We start from the raw sequence: 24,506 nt of genomic DNA on the forward strand, positions 1-24,506 counted from the left end.
GCCATGCCCGAAGGTGCCGCGATGACGAACCTGATGAAGTCGCTTGCCTGGGACGATTTCCGGCTGATCAAGGCCATCGCGGACACGCGCGCGCTGCCGGCAGCGGCAACCTCGCTGGGGCTGAACCATTCCACCGTGTTCCGCCGGCTCGGCCAGATCGAGGAGGCGCTGGGGCTGAAACTGTTCGAGCGCCATCGCAGCGGCTATGTCGCGACGCCGGCGGGCGAGGAGATGGCGCAGCTGGCAGAACGCGTCGACGCCGACATCAGCGCGTTTGCGCTGCGCCTCGCCGGCCAGGAGATCAAGCCCGCGGGCGAATTGCGCGTGACAACCAACGACACGCTTCTGGTCGACCTGCTGACGCCTGTCTTCGCGGGCTTCCTTGGGCAATGCCCCGATATCCGGCTCGACATCCTGCTCAGCAATCAGTCGCTCAACCTGTCCAAGCGCGATGCCGACGTCGCGATCAGGGCGACCGACAACCCGCCGGAGACGCTGGTGGGGCGGCGTGCGGCGCGGATAGCCTGGGCGCTGTATGGCCGCATCGCCGATTTCCCGGAAGCCTGCGATGTAGCGCTCGAAACACTGTGGGCGCGCAACTGGGTTTCGATGGGCGACCAGTTCACGATGCTGAAGGCCGTCCGCTATCTCGCCCAGCATGTCGCGCCGGAGCGCATCGTCTATAAGGTCAACACGGTGCTGGGCCTGGCCGAGGCGGTGGAGGCCGGCGTGGGCATCGGCTTTCTGCCATGCTTCATCGCCGACACCCGGCCGGGGCTTACACGGCTGGCGGCGCCCGATCCGGGCTTCTCCGCCGATTTGTGGCTGCTCACTCACCCCGACCTCAGGCACTCTCCGCGCGTGCGGCTGTTCCTGGACTACATCACCGCCGAGATCGGCCGGATGAAGCCATTGATCGAAGGCGACCAGGCGATCTCGCCGCGCCAGGGCTAACGTGAAAAATCCGCGCCGGCAGTGCCGACGCGGACGACAGAGATGAGCCCGAGCAATCAGGCGGCTTTGCGGTTCACCGTGCTTTCGGCAAGGTTCGACAGCTTGCTGTCGGCCGCGAACTCCTCGTCGAGATTGGCCTGGAGCAGCGCTGCGCAATCCTCGCGGCCAAGTTGCTTGGCCCAGGCGGCCAATGTGCCGTAGCGCGTGATCTCGTAATGCTCGACAGCCTGCGCGCAGGCGATGATCGCTGCATCGAGCACCCGCTTGTCGGCGATATCGCCGGTGACGTCGTCGGCCTCCTCGAGGATGCCGTCGATGGCCGGGCAGTTCACCGCCTTGACCTCCTGGCCATGCTGCTTGAAGACCTGCTCGAGCCGCTTGATGTGCCCGGCGGTCTCGCCGCGATGAGCCTCGAGCCCCTGCTTGAGGCCGGCATCGCTGGCCTTCTCGATCATCTTCGGCAGCGCCTTGTAGATCTGGTTTTCGGCGTAGTAGATGTCCTGGAGCGTGTGGACGAACAGATCGTCCATCGTCTTGATATCCTTGGAGAACAGGCCCATCGCTTGCTCCTTTCATTGGTTTGTGGCGGGCAGCCCGGCGCAGGCTTAAAGCCGCGCGCTGCCCTTGCCCCGTCAACGAGCGGAGCCCGCAGCGGTTCCCCCGAAATGATGAGCGTGCTGCCGTTGGGCTGACCCCGTCCCCGGCCTCTGCTAAGCTCGCGCCATGGAAATCTTCGTTCCCCTCCTCGCCGGCCTCGCCTTGATCTGGCTGATCGGTCGCGGCGTACCCTGGAATGCCAAGCTCACGACGATCGTGGTGACGCTGGCCGTAATCGTGCTGGTCGTCGCGCTCGAACGCGGCGGCTACTGGCCCGAGGCCTTTCACCGCCGCTGAGCCCTCATCAGGCGGCCAGCTTGAGGCCGACGATGCCTGCGACGATGAGGCTGATGCAGGCCAGCCGCATCAGGGTCGCGGGCTCTCCCAGCAGGGCGATGCCGAGGGCGGCCGTGCCGATCGTCCCGATCCCGGTCCAGACGGCGTAGGCGGTTCCCACCGGGAGGTGTTTAAGGGCAAGGCCCAGCAGGCCGAGGCTGACCACCATGCTCGCCACGGTGAGGACCGTCGGAATCAGCCGCGTAAAGCCATGGGTGTATTTCAGGCCGATGGCCCAGCCGACTTCGAACAAGCCGGCGATGAACAGATAGAACCAAGCCATGACCGCACTCCCGCGATGAGGCGGCGAGGTCGTCCACGCCAGGAAACAGGGCTGTTCGCCGGGGTCGTCCCCTCTAGCGATCTATAGCGCGCGGGCCCGATATCAAGGGCTCAGGCGCCGTCCGCCATAGGCTGGGGCTCCAGCGCGCTGCGAAGGAGGCGGCGGCACTCGCCGAGTTCGGCGATGACGGCCGAGAGCACGGTCAGGTCGTCGAGGCCCTCGGGCGGCTGCTGACGGCCGGCGAAGGCCTGCTCGCGCGGCATGGCATCATCGCTGTAGTCCGAGGCGACTGGGGCAAAGCCGTCAGCCGAGGCGCCGGGCGTCGCGGCTGCGCCATCGCCCATGCGCGGACCGACCGGCGCGCCGCGGCCGATCGCCTGGACATGGCGCGGCCCCTGCTCCTTGAGGATGCGCTGCAAACCCTTGATCGTATAGCCTTCGCCGTAAAGCAGCCGGCGGATACCCTTCAGCAGCGCGACATCGTCAGGGCGATAGTAGCGCCGGCCGCCGCCGCGCTTCAGCGGCTTGATCTGGGTGAAGCGCGTCTCCCAGAACCTGAGCACGTGCTGGGGTATATCGAGGTCGTCTGCGACCTCGCTGATGGTCCGGAAAGCGTCTGCGCTCTTGGTGTCCAATTCGGCCTCAGCGTTGCCGGTGTGGAACTCCAGGCTCACTCGTCCTCACCCTCGCCCGACTGTCCGTTGATACGGGACTTCATCACATTCGAGGGCTTGAATACCATAACACGACGCGGCTCGATCGGAACCTCGACACCCGTCTTGGGATTGCGCCCGACGCGCTCACCCTTGTCTCTTACCACGAATGACCCGAACGAGGACAGTTTGACGTTCTCGCCACGCGCAACCGCGTCGCAAATCTCGTCGAGTACAGACTCGACAAGCTTCGACGACTCCGTCCGCGACAGGCCAATCTTTTGGTAGACAGCCTCGCATAGATCAGCGCGAGTAACCGTTTGCCCCGCCATTAGTATCCTCCAAGGCGTTATTGGCTGGCGGCATATCGCCTGCCCTTCGCCATTATGGATGGCGAACGCTAGGCGCAGCCGCTGCGCGGGTCAATCCTAGAAGCGGCGACGAATCGCTACGCTTCGCGAAATTGGCAGAAAACCTGCCCAAAAATGTGAAAAATCGATGGAAATTCGGCTTGGGGCCCTACCAACGGATGAGCGCCGACCCCCAGGTGAAGCCACCACCCATCGCCTCGATCAGCACCAGTTGCCCAGGCTTGATACGGCCATCGCGATGCGCCTCCGCCAGCGCCAGCGGGATCGAGGCCGCAGACGTGTTGCCATGCTTGTCGACCGTGACCACGACACGCTCATGACTGATGCCGAGCTTGTCGGCAGTGGCATCGATGATCCGGCGATTCGCCTGGTGGGGCACGAACCAGTCGATATCGGCGCCGGTCAGTCCCGTCTGCGCAAAGGTATGACGCACCGTCTCGGCAAGATTAGTCACCGCGTGCCGGAAGACCTCCTTGCCCTCCATGCGCAGGAAGCCGACCGTCTTGGTCGAGCCGGCGCCGCCATCGACATAGAGCTTGTCCTTGTAGCGACCGTCCGAGCGGATATGTGTCGCCAGTACGCCGCGGTCCGCCAGGGTTCCCTCGCCCGGCGCGGCCTTCAACACGACGGCGCCAGCGCCGTCCCCGAAGAGCACGCAGGTGGTGCGGTCTTCCCAGTCGAGAATGCGCGAGAATGTCTCGGCGCCGATGACCAGAGCGGTCCGGGCGGCGCCCGAGCTCAGGAACTTGTCGGCAGTGGCGAGCGCGAAGACGAAGCCAGAGCAGACCGCCTGCAGGTCGAAGGCGACGCCATTGGAGATGCCGAGCGCGGCCTGGATCTGCGTAGCGGTCGCGGGGAAGGTGTGATCGGGTGTCGCCGTCGCGACGATGATCATGTCGACCTCGTCGGCTGCCATGCCGGCATCGGCGAGGGCAGCCTGCGCGGCCTTCAGGCCCAGCACCGAGGTCGCCTCGTCATCGCCCGCGATATGGCGCTGGCGAATGCCGGTGCGCTGGATGATCCACTCGTCGGTGGTGTCGACCCGCTCGGCGAGTTCGGCATTGGTGACGATGCGGGCGGGCAGATAGGAGCCGCAACCGACGATCTGAGAGCGCAGAATGGACAAGACCGGATTTCCCTATTCGGCTCGCGCAGCCTGCTGCGCCGCCGCGGCTTCTTGCATCGTCGCCGCCTCTTGGAGCGCGGATGCGGCCACCATTTCGCGAACCTTCGCCATCAGGTCCTCGCGGGCCATCTCATAGCCGAGTTCGGTCGCACTTGCGAAGCCTTCGGCATCGGTGCCGCCATGGCTCTTGATGACGATGCCCTCGAGGCCGAGGAAGACGCCGCCATTGACCTTGCGCGGGTCCATCTTGTCCTTGAGCGCCGCAAAGGCGCCGCGGGCGAAGAGGTAACCGATCTTGGCCATCAGCGAGCGACTCATCGCAGCCTTCAGATAGGAACTGATCTGGCGCGCGGTACCCTCGGCGGTCTTCAAGGCGATATTGCCCGTGAAGCCCTCAGTCACCACCACGTCGACCGTGCCCTTGCCGAGATCGTCGCCCTCGACGAAGCCGTGATAGCTCATATGCGGGAAGTTGCCCTCGCGCAGGATGCGGCCGGCTTCCTTGACCGCCTCGACGCCCTTGATCTCCTCGACGCCGACGTTCAGCAGCCCAACCGTCGGACGGTCGAGGTCGAATACGACGCGCGCCATGGCGGCGCCCATCACGGCGAGATCGACCAGATGGCGGGCGTCGGCGCCGATCGTCGCGCCGACATCGAGCACGACGCTCTCGCCGCGTACGGTCGGCCAGAGGCAGGCGATGGCCGGGCGGTCGACCTGCGGCATCGACTTCAGGCAGAACTTCGACATCGCCATCAGCGCGCCGGTGTTGCCGGCCGAGATCGTGACATCGGCCTCGCCGATCTTGGTCGCGTCGATGGCGCGCCACATCGAGGATTTGTAGCGGCCATAGCGCAGGGCCTGGCTCGGCTTGTCGTCCATCTTCACCGAGACCTCGGTGTGATGGAAGGTCGTGACGGCCTTCAGCTTCGGATGAGCCTCCAGCAGAGGCAACACCTGCGCCTCGTCACCGAAGATCACGAAGCGCGCGTCGGGGCGGCGCTCCAGCGTCAAGGCTGCGCCGGGGATGACTATGGATGGGCCGTGGTCTCCGCCCATCGCATCGAGTGCGATTGTAACCGGTCGTGTCATGGATTTTCGGCTGATCCCGGGAGCGCCCGTCCTTCGATCTGGTACGGTTTGACGCGGGCCGGACAATAGCGACTTGAGACGCCGCCGCAAGCCGAAGCGCGGGCTACTATCGCGATCATTCGCCGCGTTTCAGCTTGGCGAGCGCCGCGAAGGGTGATTCGACGCCCGCATCGGCCGGGGCAGCCTCGAAACTGACGCCCGGCTTGCGCGGATAGGGGTCGAGGCCAAGCGCCAGGAATTCGAGCGTGACGGTCCCGAGATCGATGATGCCGTCGACGATCGGCTCCGGCGGGTCGGCCTCGTTGAGCATGACCTCGACGTCGATCTTGCCGTGATCGTCATCCTCGGCCCGGCGCGCGGCGATGCGGCTTTCCTCCTCCGGCGCGAAGTCGAGGCGTACGGGGACCTCGAGCTCGACAGGAAATGCCTCGAGCGTGACGATACAGCTCTGGTGCAACCTGGCCACTATCGTGCCCTCGAGCTTCACGGTGTCGCCGCTGCGTGAGGCCACGTAGCGCGCCTCCAGCGTCTCCAGCGAGGCCAGGCCGAGATGCGCGGCGATGGCCGGCAGGTCAGCTGGCTGCGCGCGGACGATGATATGGCTCCCGCGCAGTTTGATGTCCTCGACGCGGACCGGATGGCTCAGCGGCAATGGTGCGCTCGGATCAAGCGTCATGACGGGTCTCCGCATCGGCAATAGCCGGAAATAGCTCCTCGGAAGCGAGGATGGTGTCGAGATCGAAGCCGGCAAGCTGGTTCCTTGCACGCTCCACGAAGTCAGCCAGCACGACGGCGCCCTCGCCGGGGCTGGCATTGCGCCGCAGCGCTTCGAGCAGCGCCCCGGGCTCGGACGATGTCAACGCCGCCTCATAGGCCTGGATACGGCCGTAGAAACTCTTGGCAATCTTCTTCATGCGCTTGGGCACGGCGATGTCGCTGATACCGCCATTGCGGAAGCCAAGTTCAAGATAGGCAAAGCAGGCGTCGACGAGTTCCTGCGCGAGATCGGCCGCAGGGGCCGGCAATTCGCGCAGGCGCCGCAGCACCAGGAAAGCGTGCACGGTCAGCGACTCGAAGCGCCCCTCGAAGGTGTCCGGGATGCCGCCAGCCATGTACAAGCCCGGACGCCGCGAGGCTTCCGCCACACGCGCGAACAGCGCATTCACCGGTGCGAGACGGTCCTCCCGCTTCTTGCCGAACAGGCCGAACATCACGCGCCGATCTCCCCGAAGGGTCCTTGCCTTGCCAAAGCCATCCTCGGGCGTTACGCCAAGCGTTACCTATTTGACAAGCGGCTTGGGCATGAGCGCCCTCGCCTCACGGCCCCGGATGCTGACCCGTATGACCGTCATGACACGCCGCACTGCCCTCCTCGGTATCCTTGCGACATCCTCACTAGCATTGGCCGGCTGCGGCCCGGATTCAGGCGGCTTCGTGCTGCCGACCTCCGCCGGCCTGAACGAGGAATACACGCGCGGCTTCGTCATGGACGAGGGGCTGATCGCACAGATCAAGCCCGGCATGGACGTCCAGACCGTGCTGAATACGCTCGGTACGCCCTCGACGACCTCGACCGTCGGAAACCGGACCTTCTATTACATCAGCCAGCGGGTCCGCCGCCGCTTCCAGTTCCAGGACCTCAGCGTCATCGACCAGAACGTCGTGGTCGTCTATTTCAACAAGGCCTTCAAGGTCGAGCGCATTGCCAATTACGGCCTGAAGGACGGCGTGATCTTCGACTTCATCAGCCGCACCACGTCGACCGGCGGCGAGGAACAGAGCTTCCTGCGCAACCTGTTCCGCGGCGTCACGAAGTTCACCCCCTTCGGCGCCTGATCACAGATTTCAAAGCTCGCTAAAAAACCCGCGGCTCGCGCCGCGGGTTTTTCTTTTTGCAGAGAGCGAGTTGCCGATTTCAGGCCGTGTCGGTGGCGACTGCCGGCTTGCGCTCCGGCAGAGTCATCGCGGCCACCCCGACCACGACCAGCGCAAGCCCGGCCCAGATTGTCGGGCTCAGGCGCTCGCCCAGGAAGACGATGCCGATGGCCACGCCTATCGGCACGCGCAGATACGACACCGCCGTCGTGCCCACCGCACCCAGTGTGCCGATGAGGCGGAAATAGATCGCGAAGGCCAGCGCCGTCGAGAACACAGCAAGCGCCAGCAGCGCCAGTACCGATTCCCGTGAGGGCGTCAGCGTCCAGGGCTGGTCGACCACGAGCGCGGCCGGCAGCAGCATTGCGGCGCCCGCCAGCATCGAGCCCACGGCAGGCAGCAGCGGATCCATGCCGCCGAAGTTGCGGCCAAACAGCGCCGCGCAGGCATAGGCGACAGTCGCCAATACGATCGCCAGCTGCGGAACGATCTGGTCGCCGAGCCCGGCAAAGGCTTGGACGCCGACGATCAGGCTAATGCCCGCCAGACCTGCCCCCACGCCAAAGGCTTTTCGCGAATCGATCCGCTTTCCCCGCATGAGGGCCAGCGAGATCAGGAAGACGAAGACCGGCGTTGCTCCGTTCAGGATCGACGCCAGGCCGGCATCGACGCTGCGCTCGGCCCAGGCAATCAGCGTGAATGGGAACACGCTGTTCAAGCAGGCCTGGACCGCAAACAGCTTCCAGGTCGCGAGGTCGCGCGGCAGCCGCAGCCCGCGCCAGCGGATGATCGCGAGCAGGATCATGCCCGCGATCAGCGTGCGCGCCGCGATCAATGTCAGCGGCGGAATGGTCTCCACACCGATCTTGATGAAGCTGTAGGAGCCGCCCCAGAGGGTCGCGAGCACAAGCAGCAGCGCAAGTTCGGTGGTGCGGTTGGGCACGGTTTCCGGGGCTGGAACAGCGCGTCTGGGCATGGTGGCCTCCTTGGTTGGCGGGACCATGTCACAGCCGGAGGCCCGGCGCTTGCATGAACGCTACGCTGCCGACCGTAGCTTCCTATCTTGATTCAACAGGATGCCGACCTGATTCAATGTCGACTGGCAAACCCTTGCCACACAACGAAAAACCCCGCGGATTACTCCGCGGGGTCGAACGATAGCTGCAGTCGGTCCGGGTCAGGAATGAGCCAGGATCGCCAGCAGCAGCAGCGCGATGATGTTGGTGATCTTGATCGCGGGGTTCACGGCGGGGCCCGCCGTGTCCTTGTAGGGGTCGCCGACGGTATCGCCGGTGACGGAGGCCTTGTGCGCCTCGGAGCCCTTCATGTGGCGCACGCCGTCCTTGTCGACGAAGCCGTCCTCGAAGGACTTCTTGGCATTGTCCCAGGCGCCGCCGCCCGAGGTCATCGAGATCGCGACGAAGATGCCGGTGACGATGACGCCCATCAGCATGGCGCCGACAGTCGCGAACGCCTGGTTCTTGCCGGCGATGGCGTTGATCGCGAAGAACGTCACGATCGGCGCGAGCACTGGCAGGAGCGAGGGCACGATCATCTCCTTGATCGCGGCCTTGGTCAGGAGGTCGACGGCGCGGGCATAGTCAGGCCGCTCCGTGCCGTCCATGATGCCGGGCTTCTCCTTGAACTGGCGCCGGACCTCTTCCACCACCGATCCGGCGGCGCGGCCGACCGCAGTCATGCCCATGCCGGCGAACAGGAAGGGGATGAGCCCGCCAAGCAGCAGGCCGACGACAACATAGGGGTTGGACAGCGAGAAATCGACGACCACGCCCTTGAAGTACTGGAAGGTGGTCGAGCCCGCCTTGTTGGCCTCACCGATGAAGAAGTTGAGGTCCGAGGTGTAGGCCGCAAACAGCACCAGCGCGCCGAGGCCCGCGGAGCCGATGGCATATCCCTTGGTGATCGCCTTGGTGGTGTTGCCGACGGCGTCGAGCGCATCGGTGGAGTGGCGGACCTCCTTGGGCAGGCCGGCCATCTCGGCGATGCCGCCAGCATTGTCTGTGACCGGGCCGAAGGCGTCGAGCGCCACGACCACGCCAGCCAGCGCCAGCATTGCGGTCGTCGCGATGGCGATGCCGAACAGACCGGCGAGGCCATAGGAGACGATGATGCCGGCGATGATCACGATCGTCGGCAGTGCCGTCGATTCCAGCGAGACCGCGAGGCCCTGGATGACGTTGGTGCCGTGCCCGGTGACCGAGGCCTGGGCGATCGAGACGACCGGGCGCTTGCCCGTGCCGGTATAGTATTCGGTGATGACGACGATCAGCAGCGTCACGGCGAGACCGACCAGCGCGCAAGCGAACAGGCCGCCCGAGGTGAAGGTCACGCCCTGCACCGTTGTGAAGGACGCGGCGAACCCGCCGAACATGAAGTAGTTCACGGCCGCGATCGCGCCGATGGAGAGCACGCCAGCGGCGATGAAGCCCTTGTAGAGCGCGCCCATGATCGACTGGTTGGCGCCGAGCTTGACGAAGAAGGTGCCGATGATCGAGGTCACGATGCAGGCCGCGCCGATCGCCATCGGGTAGAGCATCATGGTGCTGAGCGTAGCCTGACCCGCGAAGAAGATCGCGGCCAGAACCATGGTGGCGACCAGCGTCACGGCATAGGTCTCGAACAGGTCCGCGGCCATGCCGGCGCAATCGCCGACATTGTCGCCGACATTGTCGGCGATGGTGGCGGGGTTGCGCGGGTCGTCCTCCGGGATACCCGCCTCGACCTTGCCGACGAGGTCGGCGCCGACATCGGCGCCCTTGGTGAAGATGCCGCCGCCGAGACGGGCGAAGATCGAGATCAGCGAGGCGCCGAAGCCGAGCGCGACGAGCGAGTCGATCACGGTGCGGCTCGACGGGGCGAAGCCGAGCATCGTGGTCAGGACGCCGTAATAGACGGCGACGCCGAGCAGGGCCAGGCCGGCCACCAGCATGCCGGTGACCGCGCCGGCCTTGAAGGCGACGTCGAGGCCATCACCCAGCGATTGCATGGCGGCTTGGGCGGTACGGACATTGGCCCGCACCGAGACGTTCATGCCGATGAAGCCGGCGACGCCCGAGAGGACCGCGCCGATGAGGAAACCAATTCCGACCCATTTGCCAAGAAGATAGATCAGAGCCACGAAGAGGACGACGCCAACCATCGAGATGGTCAGGTATTGGCGCTTGAGATAGGCCTGCGCACCTTCGGCTACCGCAGCGGAAATCTCCTGCATGCGTTGGTTGCCGGCGTCGCGTTTCATGACGTCGCCATAGGCCCAGACGCCGTACGCGATAGAAAGCGCACTGAGTACGATGATTATCGGTAGAGCTGACATTCGGTTTCCTGACCTTGAGCTTTCGACCCGCGGAGAGACTTTGCGCTCCCCTTGACCTTCTTGGACGTCTGTCTCACGAAAATGCGGGCTCGAATGCTCGTGCCCGCATGCGCAGCATCAGCGTCGAAAGAATTTGTGCCAAGTTTCGCAGGAAACCGCAAACGCTCTATTTGCGGGCTGGTCCAATTAGTAGCTAAGCCATCATGGACAGGTGACCCAAGGGTCCAGGGTCAAAGCGCAACGTCGCGGTTGACGTTCTTGTAGAGCAGGTAACAGGCGTCGTCGTGCCCTGTGGGATAGAACTGCTGGGGGCAGTATCCGCCCATCCAGATGAAGTCTCGGTCCCAGATCTCGTGCCATTCGGTGCCAAGCAGATAGAGGCCCTGCCCTTCCAGCATGTAGAGGCCGTGCTCCATCACATGGGTCTCGACGGCGGGGAAGCAGACGCCCGGCTTGAACCACATCAGGTTCATCTCGAAATCGAAGCGCATGTCCCCGTAGGGCAGCAGGAACTGGAAACCGCGCCCCTCCTTGCCGGTATGGTTCGTCATCGGGACGGCGTCGCGGTGGGACAGGATCGGCTCGGGGATAGCCAGGCCCGCGGGCTCGAAGCGCTTGCGCAAGGCGAGCACGCGCGCGGGTTCTCCGCCCTCATTGCGCAGCGTGAACGCCGTATCCGGCGGCAGATAGGCGAAGGCCCCGGGCCCGAATGCCTGGGCCTCCCCGTCCGCGAGCTTGAACCGGACATCTCCCGACAGCACGTAGAAGAAGTGCTGCACAGCCTCCTCCCGGTAAGCGGCGACAGTGCCGCCGCCGGGCTCGACTTCCAGCACATATTGCGCGAATCGGGCCCCGAGCACCGGCGCGGCGAGAATGCGAACGATGGTCTTCTCGTATTGCAGCAGGCGGCTGACCAGCACGCCCTCGGGCGGCATGAACGCGTAGTTCGCGCGCACCACCCCGCGATTATGTCCAATGGCACCCGGCGGGACTCGTCCGGTGGCGGCGGGAAACGGGCGCTGGCTCATTGCTATCCTCTGGTGTCCGGCGAGCGCATCAGCTCGCAGCCACCATCTTCTGACGCAGGCCCTGCCAGGTCACGAGCACCAGAGCGATTGCGACGGGCGGGAAGACCAGCCAGTTGACGCTGTTCCAGCCGCCGTGGCTCAACAATCCGCCGGAGGAGAAAGAGGCGATCGCGACCGAGCCGAAGACCAGGAAGTCGTTTGCGGCCTGGACTTTGACGCGCTCCTCGGGGCGGTAGCAGTCGGTAACCAGCGCAGTTGCGCCGATGAAGCCAAAGTTCCAGCCGACGCCGAGCAGGATCAGGGCGGTCCAGAAATGCGCGACACTGAGCCCGGACAGCCCCACGACAGCGGCGAGCGCCGTCAGGATGAGCCCGAGGCCGGTGATCTGCGCCTTGCCGAAGCGGGCGATGAGCTTGCCGGTAAAGAAGCTCGGCCCGAACATCGCCAGCACGTGCCACTGGATGCCGAGCGCGGCATCGCCGACCGAATGGCCGCAACCGACCATGGCCAGCGGCGCTGCCGTCATGACGAAGCTCATCAGCCCGTAGGCGACCAGCGCGGCGATGACGGAGGCGATGAATTTCGGCTGGCGCATGATCTCGCCGAGCGGGCGACCGCCGCTGGAGCGCACGACCGCGACCGGCGGCGCGCGCAGGGTCAGCACAACGAGCATGGCAAGCAGCGCGAGCGCACCCTGCGCCAGGAAGCTCGCCGCAAAAGGGGCGGCCGGCGTGAGGTCGCGCGTCCAGTAGACCGATTGCGGCCCGATCACGCCTGCGGCGATCCCACCGACCATGACCCATGAGATTGCGCGAGGTCGGAAACTTTCGGTCGCGGTGTCGGCCGCGGCGAAGCGATAGCTCTGCACGAAGGCGCCATAGAGCCCGCACATGAATGTTCCCAGGCAGAACAGCCAGAACAGGCGCGTGCTTGCGCCGGCTGCCGCGATGCTCGCCGCCACGGCGCCGGTGAGCGCCCCGATGAGGTAGCCGCTCCTGCGGCCCAGGCGGCGCATCAGCATGGCCGCCGGAATCACGCCGCAGGCGATGCCGAGTTGCATCAGGCTGACGGGGACGGTTGCAAAGGTCTGGTCGGCGACGAGACTGGCCCCGACAATGCCGCCGAGGGAGATCACGATCGACGGACTGGCGCCACCGAGCGCCTGCGCGCAGGCCAGCACCAGCGCATTGCGCTTGGCCAGGGCATCGCCGTCATGGGTCGTCATGTGCTGGTTCATCGTCCGCGCCGCCAGTCGAGACAGGGCGGCCGAAAGAGGCCGCGCCCTAGAAGTGCGAGAACGAGCCGCGCGCAAAATGCCGTGGCTTGCCGTTCTGGCGATACTGCACCGCGCCGTCTGTCGTGATCCGGCCGATAGGCGTCAGGAGAACGCCTGCTATCTCGGCCGCTGCAATCAAAGCAGGATATTCTCCCTGCGAAGCCGTGCAGAGAATTTCGTAGTCGTCACCGCCGGTCCAGGCCAGTTCCGCCAGCGCGGGATCGGCCATGACCGCCGCGCGGGCCGCAGTCGAAAATGGAACGCTTTCGAGATCGATTTCGGCGCCCGCGCCTGAGGCCGAGAGCAATTTGGCGAGATCGCCGACCAGCCCGTCGGAGACGTCCATCGCAGCCGTGGCATGGGCCTGCAGAGCGGCGGCCAGCACAAGGCGGGGGCGCGGATGGAGATAGCGGTCGACGAGATGAGCCCGGTCGGCCTCGATCAGCTTGGCGCGCCATGCGGGCGCGTTGGCACCATGCAGCTTCAACCCGAGCGCGCCATCGCCGATCGTGCCCGACACCAGCACGACATCGCCGGGCCTCGCACCGGAGCGGGGCACCATGCGGCCGGCCGGGACGCTGCCGAAAGCGGTGATCGAAAGCGTGAGCGGCCCCGAGGTGGAGGTCGTGTCGCCACCGATGAGCGGGCAGGCCATCTCGCGCGAGATCTGCGCCAGCCCGCCGGCAAAGTCACCGAGCCACGTCTCGGTCCAGCCGGTCGGCAGGATCAATGACAGCACGAACCCTTCGGGCTTTGCGCCCTTGGCCGCGAGGTCGGACAGGTTCACCGCCAGCGCCTTGCGCGCGATCGAGCCTGCGGGATCGTCCGGGAAGAAATGCACGCCGGCGACCAATGCGTCGGTCGTGACCACGATCTCGTAGCCGCGCGACGGGCGCAGCAGCCCGGCATCGTCGACGAGCCCCAGCGCCCCGGGTCCAGCCATCGGCGCGAAATGGCGGGCGATGAGTTCGAATTCGCCTGGACGGTCCGGTTCGCGCGCGGTCATGGTGCCTGCCCGTTCCGGCCCTTCATCAGGCCGACGCCGCCTCGAATTCCTTGGAGCGGAAGTCGCGTGCCATCTTATCGAGCACCGCGTTGATCATGCCGATCTCCTCGCCCTCGTAGAAGGCGCGGGCGACTGCGACATATTCCGAGATCACGGCGCGGGCCGGAACGTCCTTGCGGAAGGCGAGCTCATAGGCACCGGCGCGCAGGATGGCGCGAACGACAGCCTCGACGCGCTTCAGCGGCCAGCTGGCGGCGAGGACGTCATCCACCGACCGATCGACCAGGCGCTGCTCGCGCACGACACCGCCGAGCAGGTCGCGAAAGAACGCGATCTCGGCCTTGGGGAGCTCGATATCCTCGACCTCCTTGCCGATCCAGAAGGCTTCGAACTCGGCCATGGCCTCGACCACGCCGCGCCCGCCGATCTCCATCTCGTAGAGCGCCTGCACGACCGACAGCCGCGCACCACGTCTCAGTTCCGCGCGGCTCACTTCGACTGCTCCGCCAGCGAACGCTTGTAGCGCAGCACCGCGAGCGCCGCTTCGGCAGCGCCTCCGCCCTTGTTCATGTCGGAGCGGTTGGCACGGGCCCACGCCTGCGCCTCGGTCTCGACCGTCAGGATGCCGTTGCCGAGCGGCAGGGCGAAGGCGACGGAAATGTCCATCAGCGCGCGCGAGCTTTCGCCGGCGACGATATCGTAATGGCCGGTCTCGCCACGGATGACGGTACCGAGCGCCACGACGGCCTCATAGGGATCGACCGATTCGTCGGCGGCGCGCAGGCCGATGATGATGGCGGAGGGAATTTCGAGCGCGCCGGGCACGGTGACGACATCGACGCGGCATTCCGCCTTGTCGAGCGCATCCAGAGCGCCCTCGAGCAGTTCGTCGGCGAGCTTGTCGTAGAAGCGCGCCTCGACCACGAGAACGCGGGCGCCATCCAGAGGAATGACGGGGGTTTCGGTCGCTTCGGCCGAGATCTGCCGGGGTCCGGCCATAATTACAGTCCTCTTGAAATACGTGGCGCGGCGAATCGGACGCCTGCAACACCAGTAGCCCTCATCCTGAGGAGCCATTTCGCCAGAAATGACGTCTCGTAGAATGCTCCAGTCGCAATCTGGAGCATTCTACGAGACGCCGCGTCCCGCGGCTCCTCAGGATGAGGGCTGAGTTGGAAGCGGCTCTTACCCCTCCCGGCGGGCGTCCGCAAGCCGCGCGGCGTAACGCGCCATCAGATCGACCTCGAGATGGATGGAATCGCCTTCCTTCCGAGCGCCCCAGGTGGTCACGCTGAAGGAATGCGGGATCAACAAGACTGTGAAGACATCGCCCTCCACCGAATTGACCGTCAGCGACGTGCCATCCAGGCAGATCGAGCCCTTGCCCGCGATAAAGGGGGCAAGTTCCCTGGGCGCGCGGATGTGAAAACGAGCCGTCGCTCCCCAGGGCTCGTCGGGATCGGCAGCGATCGGCTCTATGCTCTCGATCCTGGCGACACCATCGACATGGCCGGTGACGAGATGGCCGCCGAGTTCGTCGCCGACCTTGAGCGAGCGCTCAAGATTGATCCGGGTGCCGGGCGTCCAGGTGCCGACGACAGTCTTGGAGAGGGTCTCGGCCGCCGCCTCGACCTGGAACAGGCAGCCCGGCTCGCCATCGGTACGCGGGCGCAGGCCCGTCACCGTCAGGCAGACCCCGGCGCAGGCGATCGAGGCGCCGATCTCGATGCCGGCGGCTTCATAGGGGCAGGCGATGGCCAGGCGCTTGAGGCTCGGGCCCTTGCTCTCGGCCTCGACGACGGTGCCGATGGCAGTGACGATGCCGGTGAACATCAGCTTGTCCTCACGAAATGCTCGAAATGGTCGTGACCGATCAGGCCGGTCTCTGCGCGTGCGTAAATTTCGTCGTCGGCCAGCAATCGCGCAAGGCCGGGACGTATCGCGATGACGCCGTGCTGCCCCAGCAGGTTTGGCGATGTCGAGACGATGATCTCGTCGGCGAGACCGGCCTGCGCCAGCTTTTCGCCGATGGTGGGGCCGCCTTCCGAGAAGACGCGCGTGATGCCGCGTGTCCCCAGCAGGCGCAAGGCCTCGGCGAGGTCGAGATGGCCGTCGGCTGCGGCCGCGACGCGCATGACCTCGACTCCGGCCGCCACCAGGGCGGTCTCGCGCTCGACGGGAGCGGCTTCGGTCGCGATCACCCAGACTGGAACCTCGGCGGCCGTCGTCACCAGCCGCGACGACAGCGGCAGCCGCAGATGCGTGTCGAGCACGATCCGGACCGGCGAGCGCGATGCCATCCCCGGCAGGCGCACGGTCAGTTGCGGGTCGTCGGCCAGCACCGAGCCTATGCCGAGCATGATGGCGTCGTAATGGGCGCGCTGGAGGTGGACCCAGGCGGCGGCGGCAGGACCCGATACCGCAAGGCGCGTGCCCCCTGCCCCGCCGGCAAAGCCATCGGCGGTGCGGGCGATCTTGAAGGTGACCATCGGCCGCCCTTGTGTCACGCGCAGGACATGGCCGCGATGGGCGCGTTGGGCTTCAGCCTCCAGCACGCCAGTGGTGACGCTGATGCCGGCGGTGCGCAGCAGGGCGAAGCCCAGCCCACGGAAAAGCGGATTGGGATCGGCCATCGCCGCCACCACACGCGTCACGCCGGCCAGGATCGAGCGCTCGACGCAGGGAGTCGCGGCCCGGATTGTGCGATGCGAGCAGGGTTCGAGGGTGACGTAGAGCGTGCCTCCCGCTGCCGCGTTGGGGCCGACCCGGTCGAAGGCGTTGGCCTCCCCATGAGGCCGCCCGCCGGGCTGGGTGTGGCCGCGCGTGACGATGACAGGGCCGTCGGCGGTGTCCTGCGTGACGAGTGCGCCGACGCACGGGTTGGGCCAGGTCGTGCCTTGCCCGCGGGCCCCGAAGTCGAGCGCCTGCCGCATGAACATGGCATCGAGCCCGGCCTGTCGGGCCGCGTCGTCAGTCATCTGTACGGACAGGCGGCAGGGCGCTGACACCCTCCTCGTCATCGGCGCTCAACTGCCCCAACAGCTCCTCGAAATCGCGGGCCTCGCGAAAATTCTTGTAGACGGAGGCAAAGCGGACATAGGCGACGTCATCGAGCGCCTTGAGCCCTTCCATGACGAGTTCGCCGATGTCCGAGCTCGCAATCTCGGACTCGCCGGAGCTTTCGAGCTGACGCACGATGCCGTTGACCATGCGCTCGACGCGCTCGGGCGCAACCGCCCGCTTACGCAGGGCCACGTCGATCGAGGTCTGGAGCTTGTCGCGATCGAAGGGCGTGCGCCGGCCCGAGCGCTTGACCACGGTGAGCTCACGCAGCTGCACGCGCTCGAAGGTGGTGAAACGCCCGCCGCAATCGGGGCAGACGCGGCGGCGGCGGATCGAGGCGGAATCGTCGGTCGGGCGCGAATCCTTCACCTGCGTGTCGAGGGAACCGCAATAGGGACAGCGCATGGTGGCATCTCGGCAGGGTTGGCCCGGAAGCGGGGCGACAGGAGATCCCCCCGCCCCGCCTGGCGCATCAGTAGATCGGGAAGCGCGCCGTCAGTTCGTGAGCCTTGGCCTTCACCGCCTGCTCGATGGCGGCATTGCCCTCCTCGCCATTGGCTGCGAGACCGTCCAGCACCTCGGCGATCAGTTCGCCGACACGCTGGAACTCTGCGACGCCGAAGCCACGCGAGGTCGCAGCCGGCGTACCGAGTCGGATGCCGGAGGTCACCATCGGCTTCTCGGGATCGAAGGGGATGCCGTTCTTGTTGCAGGTGATGTGGGCGCGTCCGAGGGCTGCTTCGGCCGCCTTGCCGGTGATCTTCTTGGAGCGCAGATCGACCAGCATCAAATGGTTGTCGGTGCCGTCGGTAACGAGGTCGAACCCCTTGGTCTTGAGCGTCTCGGCCAACGCCTTGGCGTTCTCGACGACCGCGCGGGCGTAGATCTTGAACTCGGGCTGCAGCGCCTCATGGAAGGCGACGGCCTTGGCCGCGATCGCATGCATCAGCGGGCCGCCCTGGATGCCGGGGAAGATCGCCGAGTTGATCTTCTTGGCCAGCGCCTCGTCATTGGTCAGGATCATGCCGCCGCGCGGGCCGCGCAGGGTCTTGTGCGTGGTGGTCGAGGCGACATGGGCGTGCGGGAACGGCGAGGGATGCGCGCCGCCCGCGACGAGGCCGGCGAAATGGGCCATGTCGACGAAGAGGTAAGCGCCGACCTTGTCGGCGATCTCGCGGAAGCGAGCGAAATCCCAGTGACGGGCATAGGCCGAGCCGCCGGCGACGATGACCTTCGGCTTGTTCTCGACAGCCAGGCGCTCAAGCGCATCGTAGTCGATTGTCTGGTCGACCACGCAGACGCCATAGGAAACCACGTTGAACCACTTGCCGGACTGGTTGACCGGCGCGCCATGGGTGAGATGCCCGCCGGCGGCGAGATCGAGGCCCATGAAGGTATCGCCGGGCTGCATCAGCGCCATGAACACGGCCTGGTTGGCCTGGCTGCCGGAGTTCGGCTGGACGTTGGCGAAACCGCAGCCGAACAGTTTGCAGGCGCGCTCGATTGCGAGCTTCTCGGCGATGTCGACGAACTGGCAGCCACCATAATAGCGCCGGCCCGGATAGCCCTCGGCATACTTGTTGGTCATGACCGAGCCCTGCGCCTCGAGCACGGCACGCGAGACGATATTCTCGGAGGCGATCAGTTCGATTTCGTCGCGCTGGCGACCGAGTTCGAGCTCGATGGCGCGGGCGATTTCGGGGTCGGCATCGGCGAGCGATGCTGCGAAGAATGAATTCGAGAGGTGCTTTTGGGCGGCGGCTTGGGTCATGTCCGGCTCCTGGCGACTCGGCGGCCGATCACGGCCCGACGCGGTTGCGGCGTCCCTATCACGCGGCAGGGGGCGCTGTCCAAGCCAGATCGGCGCGCGCGGCGCCGGGCGCCGCCTGGGCTGCCTCAGCGCCCCCTGGCCGACCTGTTCAAACGGCCGCCGTCTTTGCCAGCGGTGGGATAGACGAGTGCGCCGCGCCGGGCCGCCGTCAACAGGCCCCGGAAGGTCGGGCACTCCAGATGCGTCGCGGCGGGGCAGTCGGCGATGTGCCCGAGCAGATCGCGCAAAGCGCTCAGGCCGACGATCTGGCGCTGCAGCTCTTCCGCCTTTGCACGAAATCTGTCGCGGGGGAGATTGGGCCGATCATTCTCGCCGAACATCCCGGCGATCTCTACCAGCGAAAAGCCCGCCGCCTTGCAGAGCGTGATGAGGGACAGCCTCAGCAGCACATCTGCATCGAACTGCCGACGCAGACCGCGCCGACCCTCGGAGCGGACCAGGCCAATTTCCTCGTAGTAGCGCAGCGTCGAAGCCGGGACGCCCGAGCGTTCGGCCACCTCCCCGATGTCCAGAACCGGCATACTTGACCTCAAGTTGACTTGAACTTGTACGCTCTGCCGATCGCTGGGTTTCAGCAAGAGGTAAATCATGGAAAACACGCTCGACATGAGGCCAACGCAGGTGTGGCGGGATCGTCGCGCAATCGCGCTTCTGATGGCGGCATCGCTCACCACCATGGCCAATGCGACGATCAGCCCGGCACTACCTGGGCTCGAACGCCTGTTCGCGGACGATGCGAATGCCGCAATGCTGACGCGGCTGCTGGTGCCGGCTCCGGCGCTCAGCGTCGCCCTCTGTGCACCATTCGCAGGGCTCCTGGCAGACCGTTGCGGACGACGCGCGATGATGCTTGGAGGCACGGTCCTGTTCGTGATCGCAGGATGCGCCGGCCTGGTATTGCCCGACTTGCCGACGATCTTTGCCAGCCGCATCGTGCTCGGCGTTGCGGTCGCCTTGATCATGACGGCACAGACGGCCCTGGTTGGCGACTATTTCGCGGGCGCAGACCGCAACGCTCTGACAGGCCTGCAGATCTCCGCCCGAAACTTCGGCGGTTTCGTTTTCATCTCGCTTGCGGGCTGGGTCGCGACGATCTCGCCACGCTTGCCGTTCGCGATCTACGGCCTCGCCGCCGTCTTCCTGCCTGTGATGTGGACCGCGATCGTCGATCCGGTCCGCCCCGATGCGGCAGCCGGCCGAAAGCCAACCGACCTCATCGCGGATCCGCCTGGTTGGCGCACGCGCCTGGGCTTGGTTATCGCGCTGCAAGGCCTCACCAACATGCTGTTCTTCCTCATGCCGACGCAGTTGGCGTTCTTCTTGGAGGCACGCGGCTACAATAGCGCGATCATCACCGGCACGGCACTGGGGGCGCTGATGCTATCGGGCGGAGGCTTTGCGCTCCTCTATCCGCGGATCCAGCCTGTCACTGGCGTTCCCGGGACTTTCGCTCTGGGCTATGGCGTGATGGCGCTCGGCTTTGTGCTGTTGTCGCTGGCGGCAAGCGAGGCGTGCCTTCTTGCGGCGACCGCGGCGATCGGCGCGGGCTATGCGCTCGTCTCTCCCGGCTTCATCACGCTGGCGCTGGGACTGGCGCCGCTCAGGCATCGCGGCCTCGCCGGTGGGATGCTGACCGCGTCGATCTTCATCGGGCAGTTCTGCTCGCCAGTGCTGAGCACGCCCTTGATCACCGCCTTCGGCTTCGATGCGGTGCTGCACGCGACCGCCCTCGTCCTCGTCGCTCTTGTTCTGCTGGTGGTAATCGTTGGCGCCATCGGCACGTCGCGCCGGGGGCCGGCGCTGGCATCGTAGCGCTGATTGCAACCGCTCGATCAACGCAAAACCCCGGCGCGAGGCCGGGGTTCAGATCGAAACTGCGAGGCGCGAGCCGTTGCGAACTCAGATGTCCTGCTCACCCTGAAGGGCGGCGACCGGAGCCGGTCCAAGGCCATCCTTGTTGTAGATGTCATCGCGGAACTGCACGCCGCCATCGGGTGTCGCCCAAGCGGTGACATAGACCCAGTAGCACGGCACAGGATTGCTGATGCGGGCGTTGATGCGCTCGCCAGAGGCGATCGTCGCGTCGATCTTGGCGCGGTCCCAGCCGGGCGTGTCCTTGAGCAGCCAGGCGACGTAGTCGCGCACGTTCTGGACGCGCATGCAGCCCGAGGAGACGAAGCGGAAATCGTCGCCGAAGACGCCCTTGGCCGGCGTGTCATGCATGTAGACGCCGTGCGGGCTCGGAATGTTGATGCGCACGAAGCCGAGCGAATTGAACTCGCCGCCCGGATCCTGGCGGAAGGTGTAGCGGGTCGCCTCGTCGGAGTTCCAGTTGACGCGCTCGGGCGCGATCTCGCCGCTGGGGCCGATGATGCGAATCTTGTTCTCGGTCAGATAGGCCGGCTCCTTGCGCATCTTCGGGATCAGATCCTTGCGGATGATCGATGCCGGCACGGTCCAGGTCGGGTTGAAGTTGACCTCGGGGATCTTGGTCTGCAGCAGCGGCGACTGACGGTCGATCTTGCCGACGCCGGCGGCGTGGCGCGTCGCGACCTGACCGTTCTCGACCGTTTCCACCATCGCGGCCGGGATATTGGCGACGACGTAGCGGTTGCCGAGATTGCCCGACCAGGAGCGCAGGCGCACTACGTTGGTCTCGAGTTGGCGTATGCGGCGGTCGATCGGGACGTTCAGGGCGTTCACCGTCGCGCGGTTGACGGCCCCGGTGGTCGAAAGCCCCATGCGCGCCTGGAAGTTGCGCACGCCGGACTCGACATAGGAATCATAGACATTGCTGTTGCCGGCATTGGCGTCGAGATCACCCGTGATGATCAGGCGCTGGCGCAGAGCGACCACGCTGGGGCCGCGCGAACCGACGCCGAGCTTGTCGCCGATCTGCACCGAGGGCCAGCCGCCGCGCGAAGCGAGATCGCGGTAGGCAACGATCGCGGCTTCGGTCGCCTGGAGCGATTCCTGCGACAGCATCGGGGTGTGGGAGCGGGCGACGGCATTGCGCGCACCGGAATCATAGCTCTGGCGCCATTCCGCCTGCTGGGCGAAAGCCGGCAGGCTGACGGACGTCGCAGCGCCCGATAGCAGCGCGAGAACGGTCTCGCGGCGGGTCAGGCTCAAGTTCGACATCATATCCCTCTTCTTCACCACGGCCCGACCGGGCTCGACGCGGACACACAACACGACAACGCCGCACTCCTTATACAGGAGCGGCTTACCATGCGACGGTCCCTTATCACGGTTAACACCGTGTGATGAGCGAGGCGATTTTAGGGCATGCCGCCGCCGTGCCCGATGCATGGCGGCTTGCGCACCCGAAGGCGAGCGAGCGTGACCTGAATGCCACAACCCGCCTGGGCGCCGCACAACCCGGCGGCGATGCGCCGGGACCTGTTTTCGCTCCGATACCGCTGATAGGCGGCTGGTTTCAGAGCTTGTAGCGGATCTGGTCGGTCCAGAAGCGCTCCAGGCGCAGCAGGGCGTTGTTCATGCGCTCGAAGTCGTCCGACGCGATGCCACCGATCTGCTCGACCGTCTGGACATGCTTGTCGTAGACGCCCTTCACGAGATTGTGCACCTCATGACCTTTGTCGGTCAGGCTGATCCGCACCGAACGACGGTCGATACGCGACCTCGCATGGTGGAGGTAGCCGAGCTCGACAAGCTTCTTGACGTTGTAGGAGACGTTCGAGCCGAGGTAATAGCCACGCGTACGCAGTTCGCTGGCGCTCAGCTCGGCATCGCCAATATTGTAGAGCAGCAGAGCCTGGACGCTGTTGACGTCGTCGCGACCGCGACGCTCGAACTCGTCCTTGATCACGTCGAGAAGCCGGCGGTGAAGCCGCTCCACCAGGGTCAGCGACTCCAGGTAGAGGGGCTTCACTTTGAGACTAACTTCCGCTTCGGCGGCAACAGCCGCAGTCTTGACGCTCGCTTTCATTGTATATCCCGCCTGTTGACTATCGGCCAGGATTTGCTCCCGGTCCGCTTCTGAAAAACACCATAGGCGGCACGGATGAAAACGAGTTTAAATATCAGGATGAATCAGAGATTTAGCCGTTTCGGTGAATGCAAGGTGAAGTCAGAAACCCTTAAGCTGAAGCGATTCTTACCAGGCTAGCTCGCAATCGCGGCGTTGCTGCGCTCAGGAGTTTTCGCTTTCTGCAAGCCAGGTAGCCAGGAAATAGGCCAGCATCAGACCGACATAGCCCGCTATCAGGGGCGTCGTCATCGGCAGCATTCGCGGGAAGAAGAAGCCCAGCAGCAGATGGCTCACCGCCGCGAGCAGCCACAAGACACCGCCCCAGGTGCTGGTCAACCACAGCCCGACCGCCGCGACCAGATCGATCACCGCGAAGTAGACGATGATGGCCTGGAAGCTGAGCAGCCGCGCCTCGAAGGGCGGCTGCTCAGCAGGACCGAAGCCGAAGATCACCGACCAGGCCAGGAGCCCCTTAGCCATCCAGGCGATCGAGAGCAGGCGCAGGAACCAGACCAGCACGATTCGCCAGCGTGTCTTGCGCGCCTGATTCGAGGCGAGGCCCAGCGCCTGCCCGCCATTCATCAGATCGCCATTCCCGTCAGGACCCATTTCAGGATGCCAGGACGAGTTCGGTGTCGCCGAGCGGGGCGAAATAGGCCGCGATGGCGCTGTCGCTGACCGCCTCGGCGGTGGCGGGGCGCCAGGACGGGGCATGGTCCTTGTCGATGACCACCGCGCGCACGCCCTCGTAGAAGTCATGGCCGGCAACGATGCGCGAGACTACGCGGAACTCGGTGCGCATGGCTTCGGCGAAATCCAGCGTCGCGCCACGCCGCATCTGCTCGAAGGCGATCGCCACGCTGGTCGGAGATTTCGTGGCCAGCGTCTGCAGGGCCTTGGCGGCGAAGCCATCGCCTGCCTCCGCGCGCAACGCGAGGCGCTCGCGCACCCCCGCCAGGTCCGCGGCACCGAAGCACTCGCCGATGATCGCACGCGACGGACCGAGCTTGCCGGGGCCGGGATCAGCCGAGAAGCCAGCCAGGATGTCCTCGAGCTGCCCGCGACCCGTGAGGGCGTCCGACAGCTCTGCCATGCGCTCGCTGGGCACCGCATGGGTGGCCAACCCCAGCGCCAGCGCATCGGCCGCGCCGACGCGGTCCCCCGTCAAGGCAAGGTAGATCCCGGCAGCATCCGGCAGACGCGGCAGGGCGTAGGTTGCCCCGACATCGGGGAAGAAGCCGATGCCGACTTCCGGCATCGCGAAGAGATAGCGACCGCCCGCGATGCGGTGGCTGCCATGCAACGAGATGCCGACGCCGCCACCCATGACGATGCCGTCGATCACAGCGACATAGGGCTTCGGGTAGTTCTTGATACGCGCATTGAGGATGTATTCCTCGCGCCAGAAGGCCAGCATCTCGTCGAAGCGGCGCTCGCGACCGAGGTCGTGCAGATGGCGGATATCGCCACCGGCTGAGAACGCCTTCTCGCTGGTGCTGGTCACGACGACGCGCGTCACCTGCGGGTCGTGCTCCCAGGCGTCGAGCGCGCGGGCAAGTTCGCGCACCATCGTCAGGCTCAGCGCATTGAGCGCTTTTGGCCGGTTGAGGATGACGACGCCGGCGGCGCCGCGCACTTCGCAGATGATCTCGGCGTCCTGCGACATGGTGGGGCGCTCCTACGGGTT

28 protein-coding genes are annotated in these 24,506 nt (G+C 65.7%); 4 read left to right on the forward strand and 24 right to left on the reverse strand.

Annotation, left to right across the window (positions count from 1 at the left end):
* Positions 1–3: 3 nt before the first annotated feature.
* On the forward strand, positions 4–954 hold the full coding sequence (locus AC1D2L_RS02490) for a LysR family transcriptional regulator (RefSeq protein ID WP_476844225.1): 951 nt from the start codon (positions 4–6) through the stop codon (positions 952–954).
* Between the two features lie 56 nt (positions 955–1,010).
* Here the strand turns inward: AC1D2L_RS02490 and AC1D2L_RS02495 are convergent, their stop codons facing one another.
* A complete protein-coding gene (locus tag AC1D2L_RS02495) occupies positions 1,011–1,514 on the reverse strand; it encodes a YciE/YciF ferroxidase family protein (protein ID WP_476844226.1) in 504 nt (167 codons plus the stop codon).
* A gap of 163 nt (positions 1,515–1,677) precedes the next feature.
* Between AC1D2L_RS02495 and AC1D2L_RS02500 the strand changes: the two genes are divergently transcribed.
* On the forward strand, positions 1,678–1,848 hold the full coding sequence (locus AC1D2L_RS02500; protein ID WP_476844227.1) for a hypothetical protein: 171 nt from the start codon (positions 1,678–1,680) through the stop codon (positions 1,846–1,848).
* A gap of 7 nt (positions 1,849–1,855) precedes the next feature.
* On the opposite strand, the gene sugE is transcribed toward AC1D2L_RS02500, so the two are convergent.
* From sugE to AC1D2L_RS02535, 7 genes are all read right to left on the reverse strand, one after another.
* On the reverse strand, positions 1,856–2,170 hold the full coding sequence (sugE, locus tag AC1D2L_RS02505; protein WP_476844228.1) for a quaternary ammonium compound efflux SMR transporter SugE: 315 nt from the start codon (positions 2,168–2,170) through the stop codon (positions 1,856–1,858).
* Between the two features lie 110 nt (positions 2,171–2,280).
* On the reverse strand, positions 2,281–2,844 hold the full coding sequence (locus AC1D2L_RS02510) for a MerR family transcriptional regulator (protein ID WP_476844229.1): 564 nt from the start codon (positions 2,842–2,844) through the stop codon (positions 2,281–2,283).
* Complete coding sequence (locus AC1D2L_RS02515; RefSeq protein WP_476844230.1) at positions 2,841–3,155, reverse strand: integration host factor subunit alpha; 315 nt, start codon at positions 3,153–3,155, stop codon at positions 2,841–2,843. The genes AC1D2L_RS02510 and AC1D2L_RS02515 overlap by 4 nt, the downstream gene beginning before the upstream one ends.
* A 187-nt stretch (positions 3,156–3,342) precedes the next feature.
* Positions 3,343–4,320, reverse strand: a complete 978-nt coding sequence (locus tag AC1D2L_RS02520; RefSeq protein ID WP_476844231.1) for a beta-ketoacyl-ACP synthase III — start codon at positions 4,318–4,320, stop codon at positions 3,343–3,345.
* A 12-nt stretch (positions 4,321–4,332) separates the two neighbouring features.
* On the reverse strand, positions 4,333–5,412 hold the full coding sequence (gene plsX / locus AC1D2L_RS02525; protein WP_476844232.1) for a phosphate acyltransferase PlsX: 1,080 nt from the start codon (positions 5,410–5,412) through the stop codon (positions 4,333–4,335).
* A 115-nt stretch (positions 5,413–5,527) separates the two neighbouring features.
* Positions 5,528–6,088: a YceD family protein gene (locus tag AC1D2L_RS02530; protein ID WP_476844233.1), complete on the reverse strand. Its 561-nt coding sequence runs from the start codon at positions 6,086–6,088 to the stop codon at positions 5,528–5,530.
* The gene (locus AC1D2L_RS02535; RefSeq protein ID WP_476844657.1) at positions 6,078–6,623 is read right to left on the reverse strand and encodes a ubiquinol-cytochrome C chaperone family protein; all 546 of its coding nucleotides are present in this window, start codon (positions 6,621–6,623) and stop codon (positions 6,078–6,080) included. Before AC1D2L_RS02535 ends, AC1D2L_RS02530 begins: the two co-directional genes overlap by 11 nt.
* Positions 6,624–6,753: 130 nt before the next feature.
* Between AC1D2L_RS02535 and AC1D2L_RS02540 the strand changes: the two genes are divergently transcribed.
* The gene (locus AC1D2L_RS02540; RefSeq protein ID WP_476844234.1) at positions 6,754–7,248 is read left to right on the forward strand and encodes an outer membrane protein assembly factor BamE; all 495 of its coding nucleotides are present in this window, start codon (positions 6,754–6,756) and stop codon (positions 7,246–7,248) included.
* Positions 7,249–7,327: 79 nt separating this feature from the next.
* Here the strand turns inward: AC1D2L_RS02540 and AC1D2L_RS02545 are convergent, their stop codons facing one another.
* The 12 genes from AC1D2L_RS02545 to AC1D2L_RS02600 form a co-directional block, all read right to left on the reverse strand.
* Entirely contained in the window at positions 7,328–8,263 is a 936-nt protein-coding gene (locus tag AC1D2L_RS02545) for a DMT family transporter (protein ID WP_476844235.1), read from the reverse strand.
* Positions 8,264–8,464: 201 nt separating this feature from the next.
* On the reverse strand, positions 8,465–10,621 hold the full coding sequence (locus AC1D2L_RS02550; protein ID WP_476844236.1) for a sodium-translocating pyrophosphatase: 2,157 nt from the start codon (positions 10,619–10,621) through the stop codon (positions 8,465–8,467).
* Between the two features lie 230 nt (positions 10,622–10,851).
* Positions 10,852–11,649 (reverse strand): (S)-ureidoglycine aminohydrolase, encoded by a 798-nt coding sequence (gene allE, locus AC1D2L_RS02555; protein WP_476844237.1) that lies wholly within the window; start codon positions 11,647–11,649, stop codon positions 10,852–10,854.
* Positions 11,650–11,677: 28 nt separating this feature from the next.
* Entirely contained in the window at positions 11,678–12,886 is a 1,209-nt protein-coding gene (locus tag AC1D2L_RS02560) for an MFS transporter (RefSeq protein WP_476844238.1), read from the reverse strand.
* 46 nt (positions 12,887–12,932) lie between these two features.
* On the reverse strand, positions 12,933–13,931 hold the full coding sequence (thiL, locus tag AC1D2L_RS02565) for a thiamine-phosphate kinase (RefSeq protein WP_476844239.1): 999 nt from the start codon (positions 13,929–13,931) through the stop codon (positions 12,933–12,935).
* Between the two features lie 25 nt (positions 13,932–13,956).
* On the reverse strand, positions 13,957–14,424 hold the full coding sequence (gene nusB, locus AC1D2L_RS02570) for a transcription antitermination factor NusB (RefSeq protein ID WP_476844240.1): 468 nt from the start codon (positions 14,422–14,424) through the stop codon (positions 13,957–13,959).
* Entirely contained in the window at positions 14,421–14,933 is a 513-nt protein-coding gene (gene ribH, locus AC1D2L_RS02575) for a 6,7-dimethyl-8-ribityllumazine synthase (RefSeq protein ID WP_476844658.1), read from the reverse strand. The genes nusB and ribH overlap by 4 nt, the downstream gene beginning before the upstream one ends.
* A 183-nt stretch (positions 14,934–15,116) precedes the next feature.
* Positions 15,117–15,764 (reverse strand): riboflavin synthase, encoded by a 648-nt coding sequence (locus AC1D2L_RS02580; protein ID WP_476844241.1) that lies wholly within the window; start codon positions 15,762–15,764, stop codon positions 15,117–15,119.
* Positions 15,764–16,909 carry a bifunctional diaminohydroxyphosphoribosylaminopyrimidine deaminase/5-amino-6-(5-phosphoribosylamino)uracil reductase RibD gene (gene ribD, locus AC1D2L_RS02585; RefSeq protein ID WP_476844242.1) on the reverse strand — a complete coding sequence of 382 codons (1,146 nt, stop codon included), beginning with the start codon at positions 16,907–16,909 and terminating at the stop codon, positions 15,764–15,766. The genes AC1D2L_RS02580 and ribD overlap by 1 nt, the downstream gene beginning before the upstream one ends.
* Positions 16,902–17,399, reverse strand: a complete 498-nt coding sequence (gene nrdR, locus AC1D2L_RS02590; protein ID WP_476844243.1) for a transcriptional regulator NrdR — start codon at positions 17,397–17,399, stop codon at positions 16,902–16,904. Before nrdR ends, ribD begins: the two co-directional genes overlap by 8 nt.
* A gap of 67 nt (positions 17,400–17,466) precedes the next feature.
* Positions 17,467–18,765 carry a serine hydroxymethyltransferase gene (gene glyA, locus AC1D2L_RS02595; RefSeq protein ID WP_476844244.1) on the reverse strand — a complete coding sequence of 433 codons (1,299 nt, stop codon included), beginning with the start codon at positions 18,763–18,765 and terminating at the stop codon, positions 17,467–17,469.
* Between the two features lie 125 nt (positions 18,766–18,890).
* A complete protein-coding gene (locus tag AC1D2L_RS02600; RefSeq protein WP_476844245.1) occupies positions 18,891–19,346 on the reverse strand; it encodes a helix-turn-helix domain-containing protein in 456 nt (151 codons plus the stop codon).
* Positions 19,347–19,413: 67 nt separating this feature from the next.
* On the opposite strand from AC1D2L_RS02600, the gene AC1D2L_RS02605 reads away from it, so the two are divergent.
* Positions 19,414–20,637, forward strand: a complete 1,224-nt coding sequence (locus AC1D2L_RS02605) for an MFS transporter (RefSeq protein WP_476844246.1) — start codon at positions 19,414–19,416, stop codon at positions 20,635–20,637.
* Between the two features lie 87 nt (positions 20,638–20,724).
* Here AC1D2L_RS02605 and AC1D2L_RS02610 read toward each other — a convergent pair whose 3' ends face one another.
* The 4 genes from AC1D2L_RS02610 to AC1D2L_RS02625 form a co-directional block, all read right to left on the reverse strand.
* Positions 20,725–21,966: a L,D-transpeptidase family protein gene (locus tag AC1D2L_RS02610; protein ID WP_476844247.1), complete on the reverse strand. Its 1,242-nt coding sequence runs from the start codon at positions 21,964–21,966 to the stop codon at positions 20,725–20,727.
* Positions 21,967–22,264: 298 nt separating this feature from the next.
* Positions 22,265–22,777 carry a transcriptional regulator LdtR gene (gene ldtR / locus AC1D2L_RS02615; protein ID WP_476844248.1) on the reverse strand — a complete coding sequence of 171 codons (513 nt, stop codon included), beginning with the start codon at positions 22,775–22,777 and terminating at the stop codon, positions 22,265–22,267.
* A gap of 204 nt (positions 22,778–22,981) precedes the next feature.
* A complete protein-coding gene (locus AC1D2L_RS02620; RefSeq protein ID WP_476844249.1) occupies positions 22,982–23,428 on the reverse strand; it encodes a DUF6163 family protein in 447 nt (148 codons plus the stop codon).
* 1 nt (position 23,429) lies between these two features.
* Positions 23,430–24,485 (reverse strand): enoyl-CoA hydratase/isomerase family protein, encoded by a 1,056-nt coding sequence (locus tag AC1D2L_RS02625; RefSeq protein ID WP_476844250.1) that lies wholly within the window; start codon positions 24,483–24,485, stop codon positions 23,430–23,432.
* Positions 24,486–24,506 lie beyond the last annotated feature (21 nt).

The organism is Allobosea sp. P1_B10 (assembly GCF_056406735.1).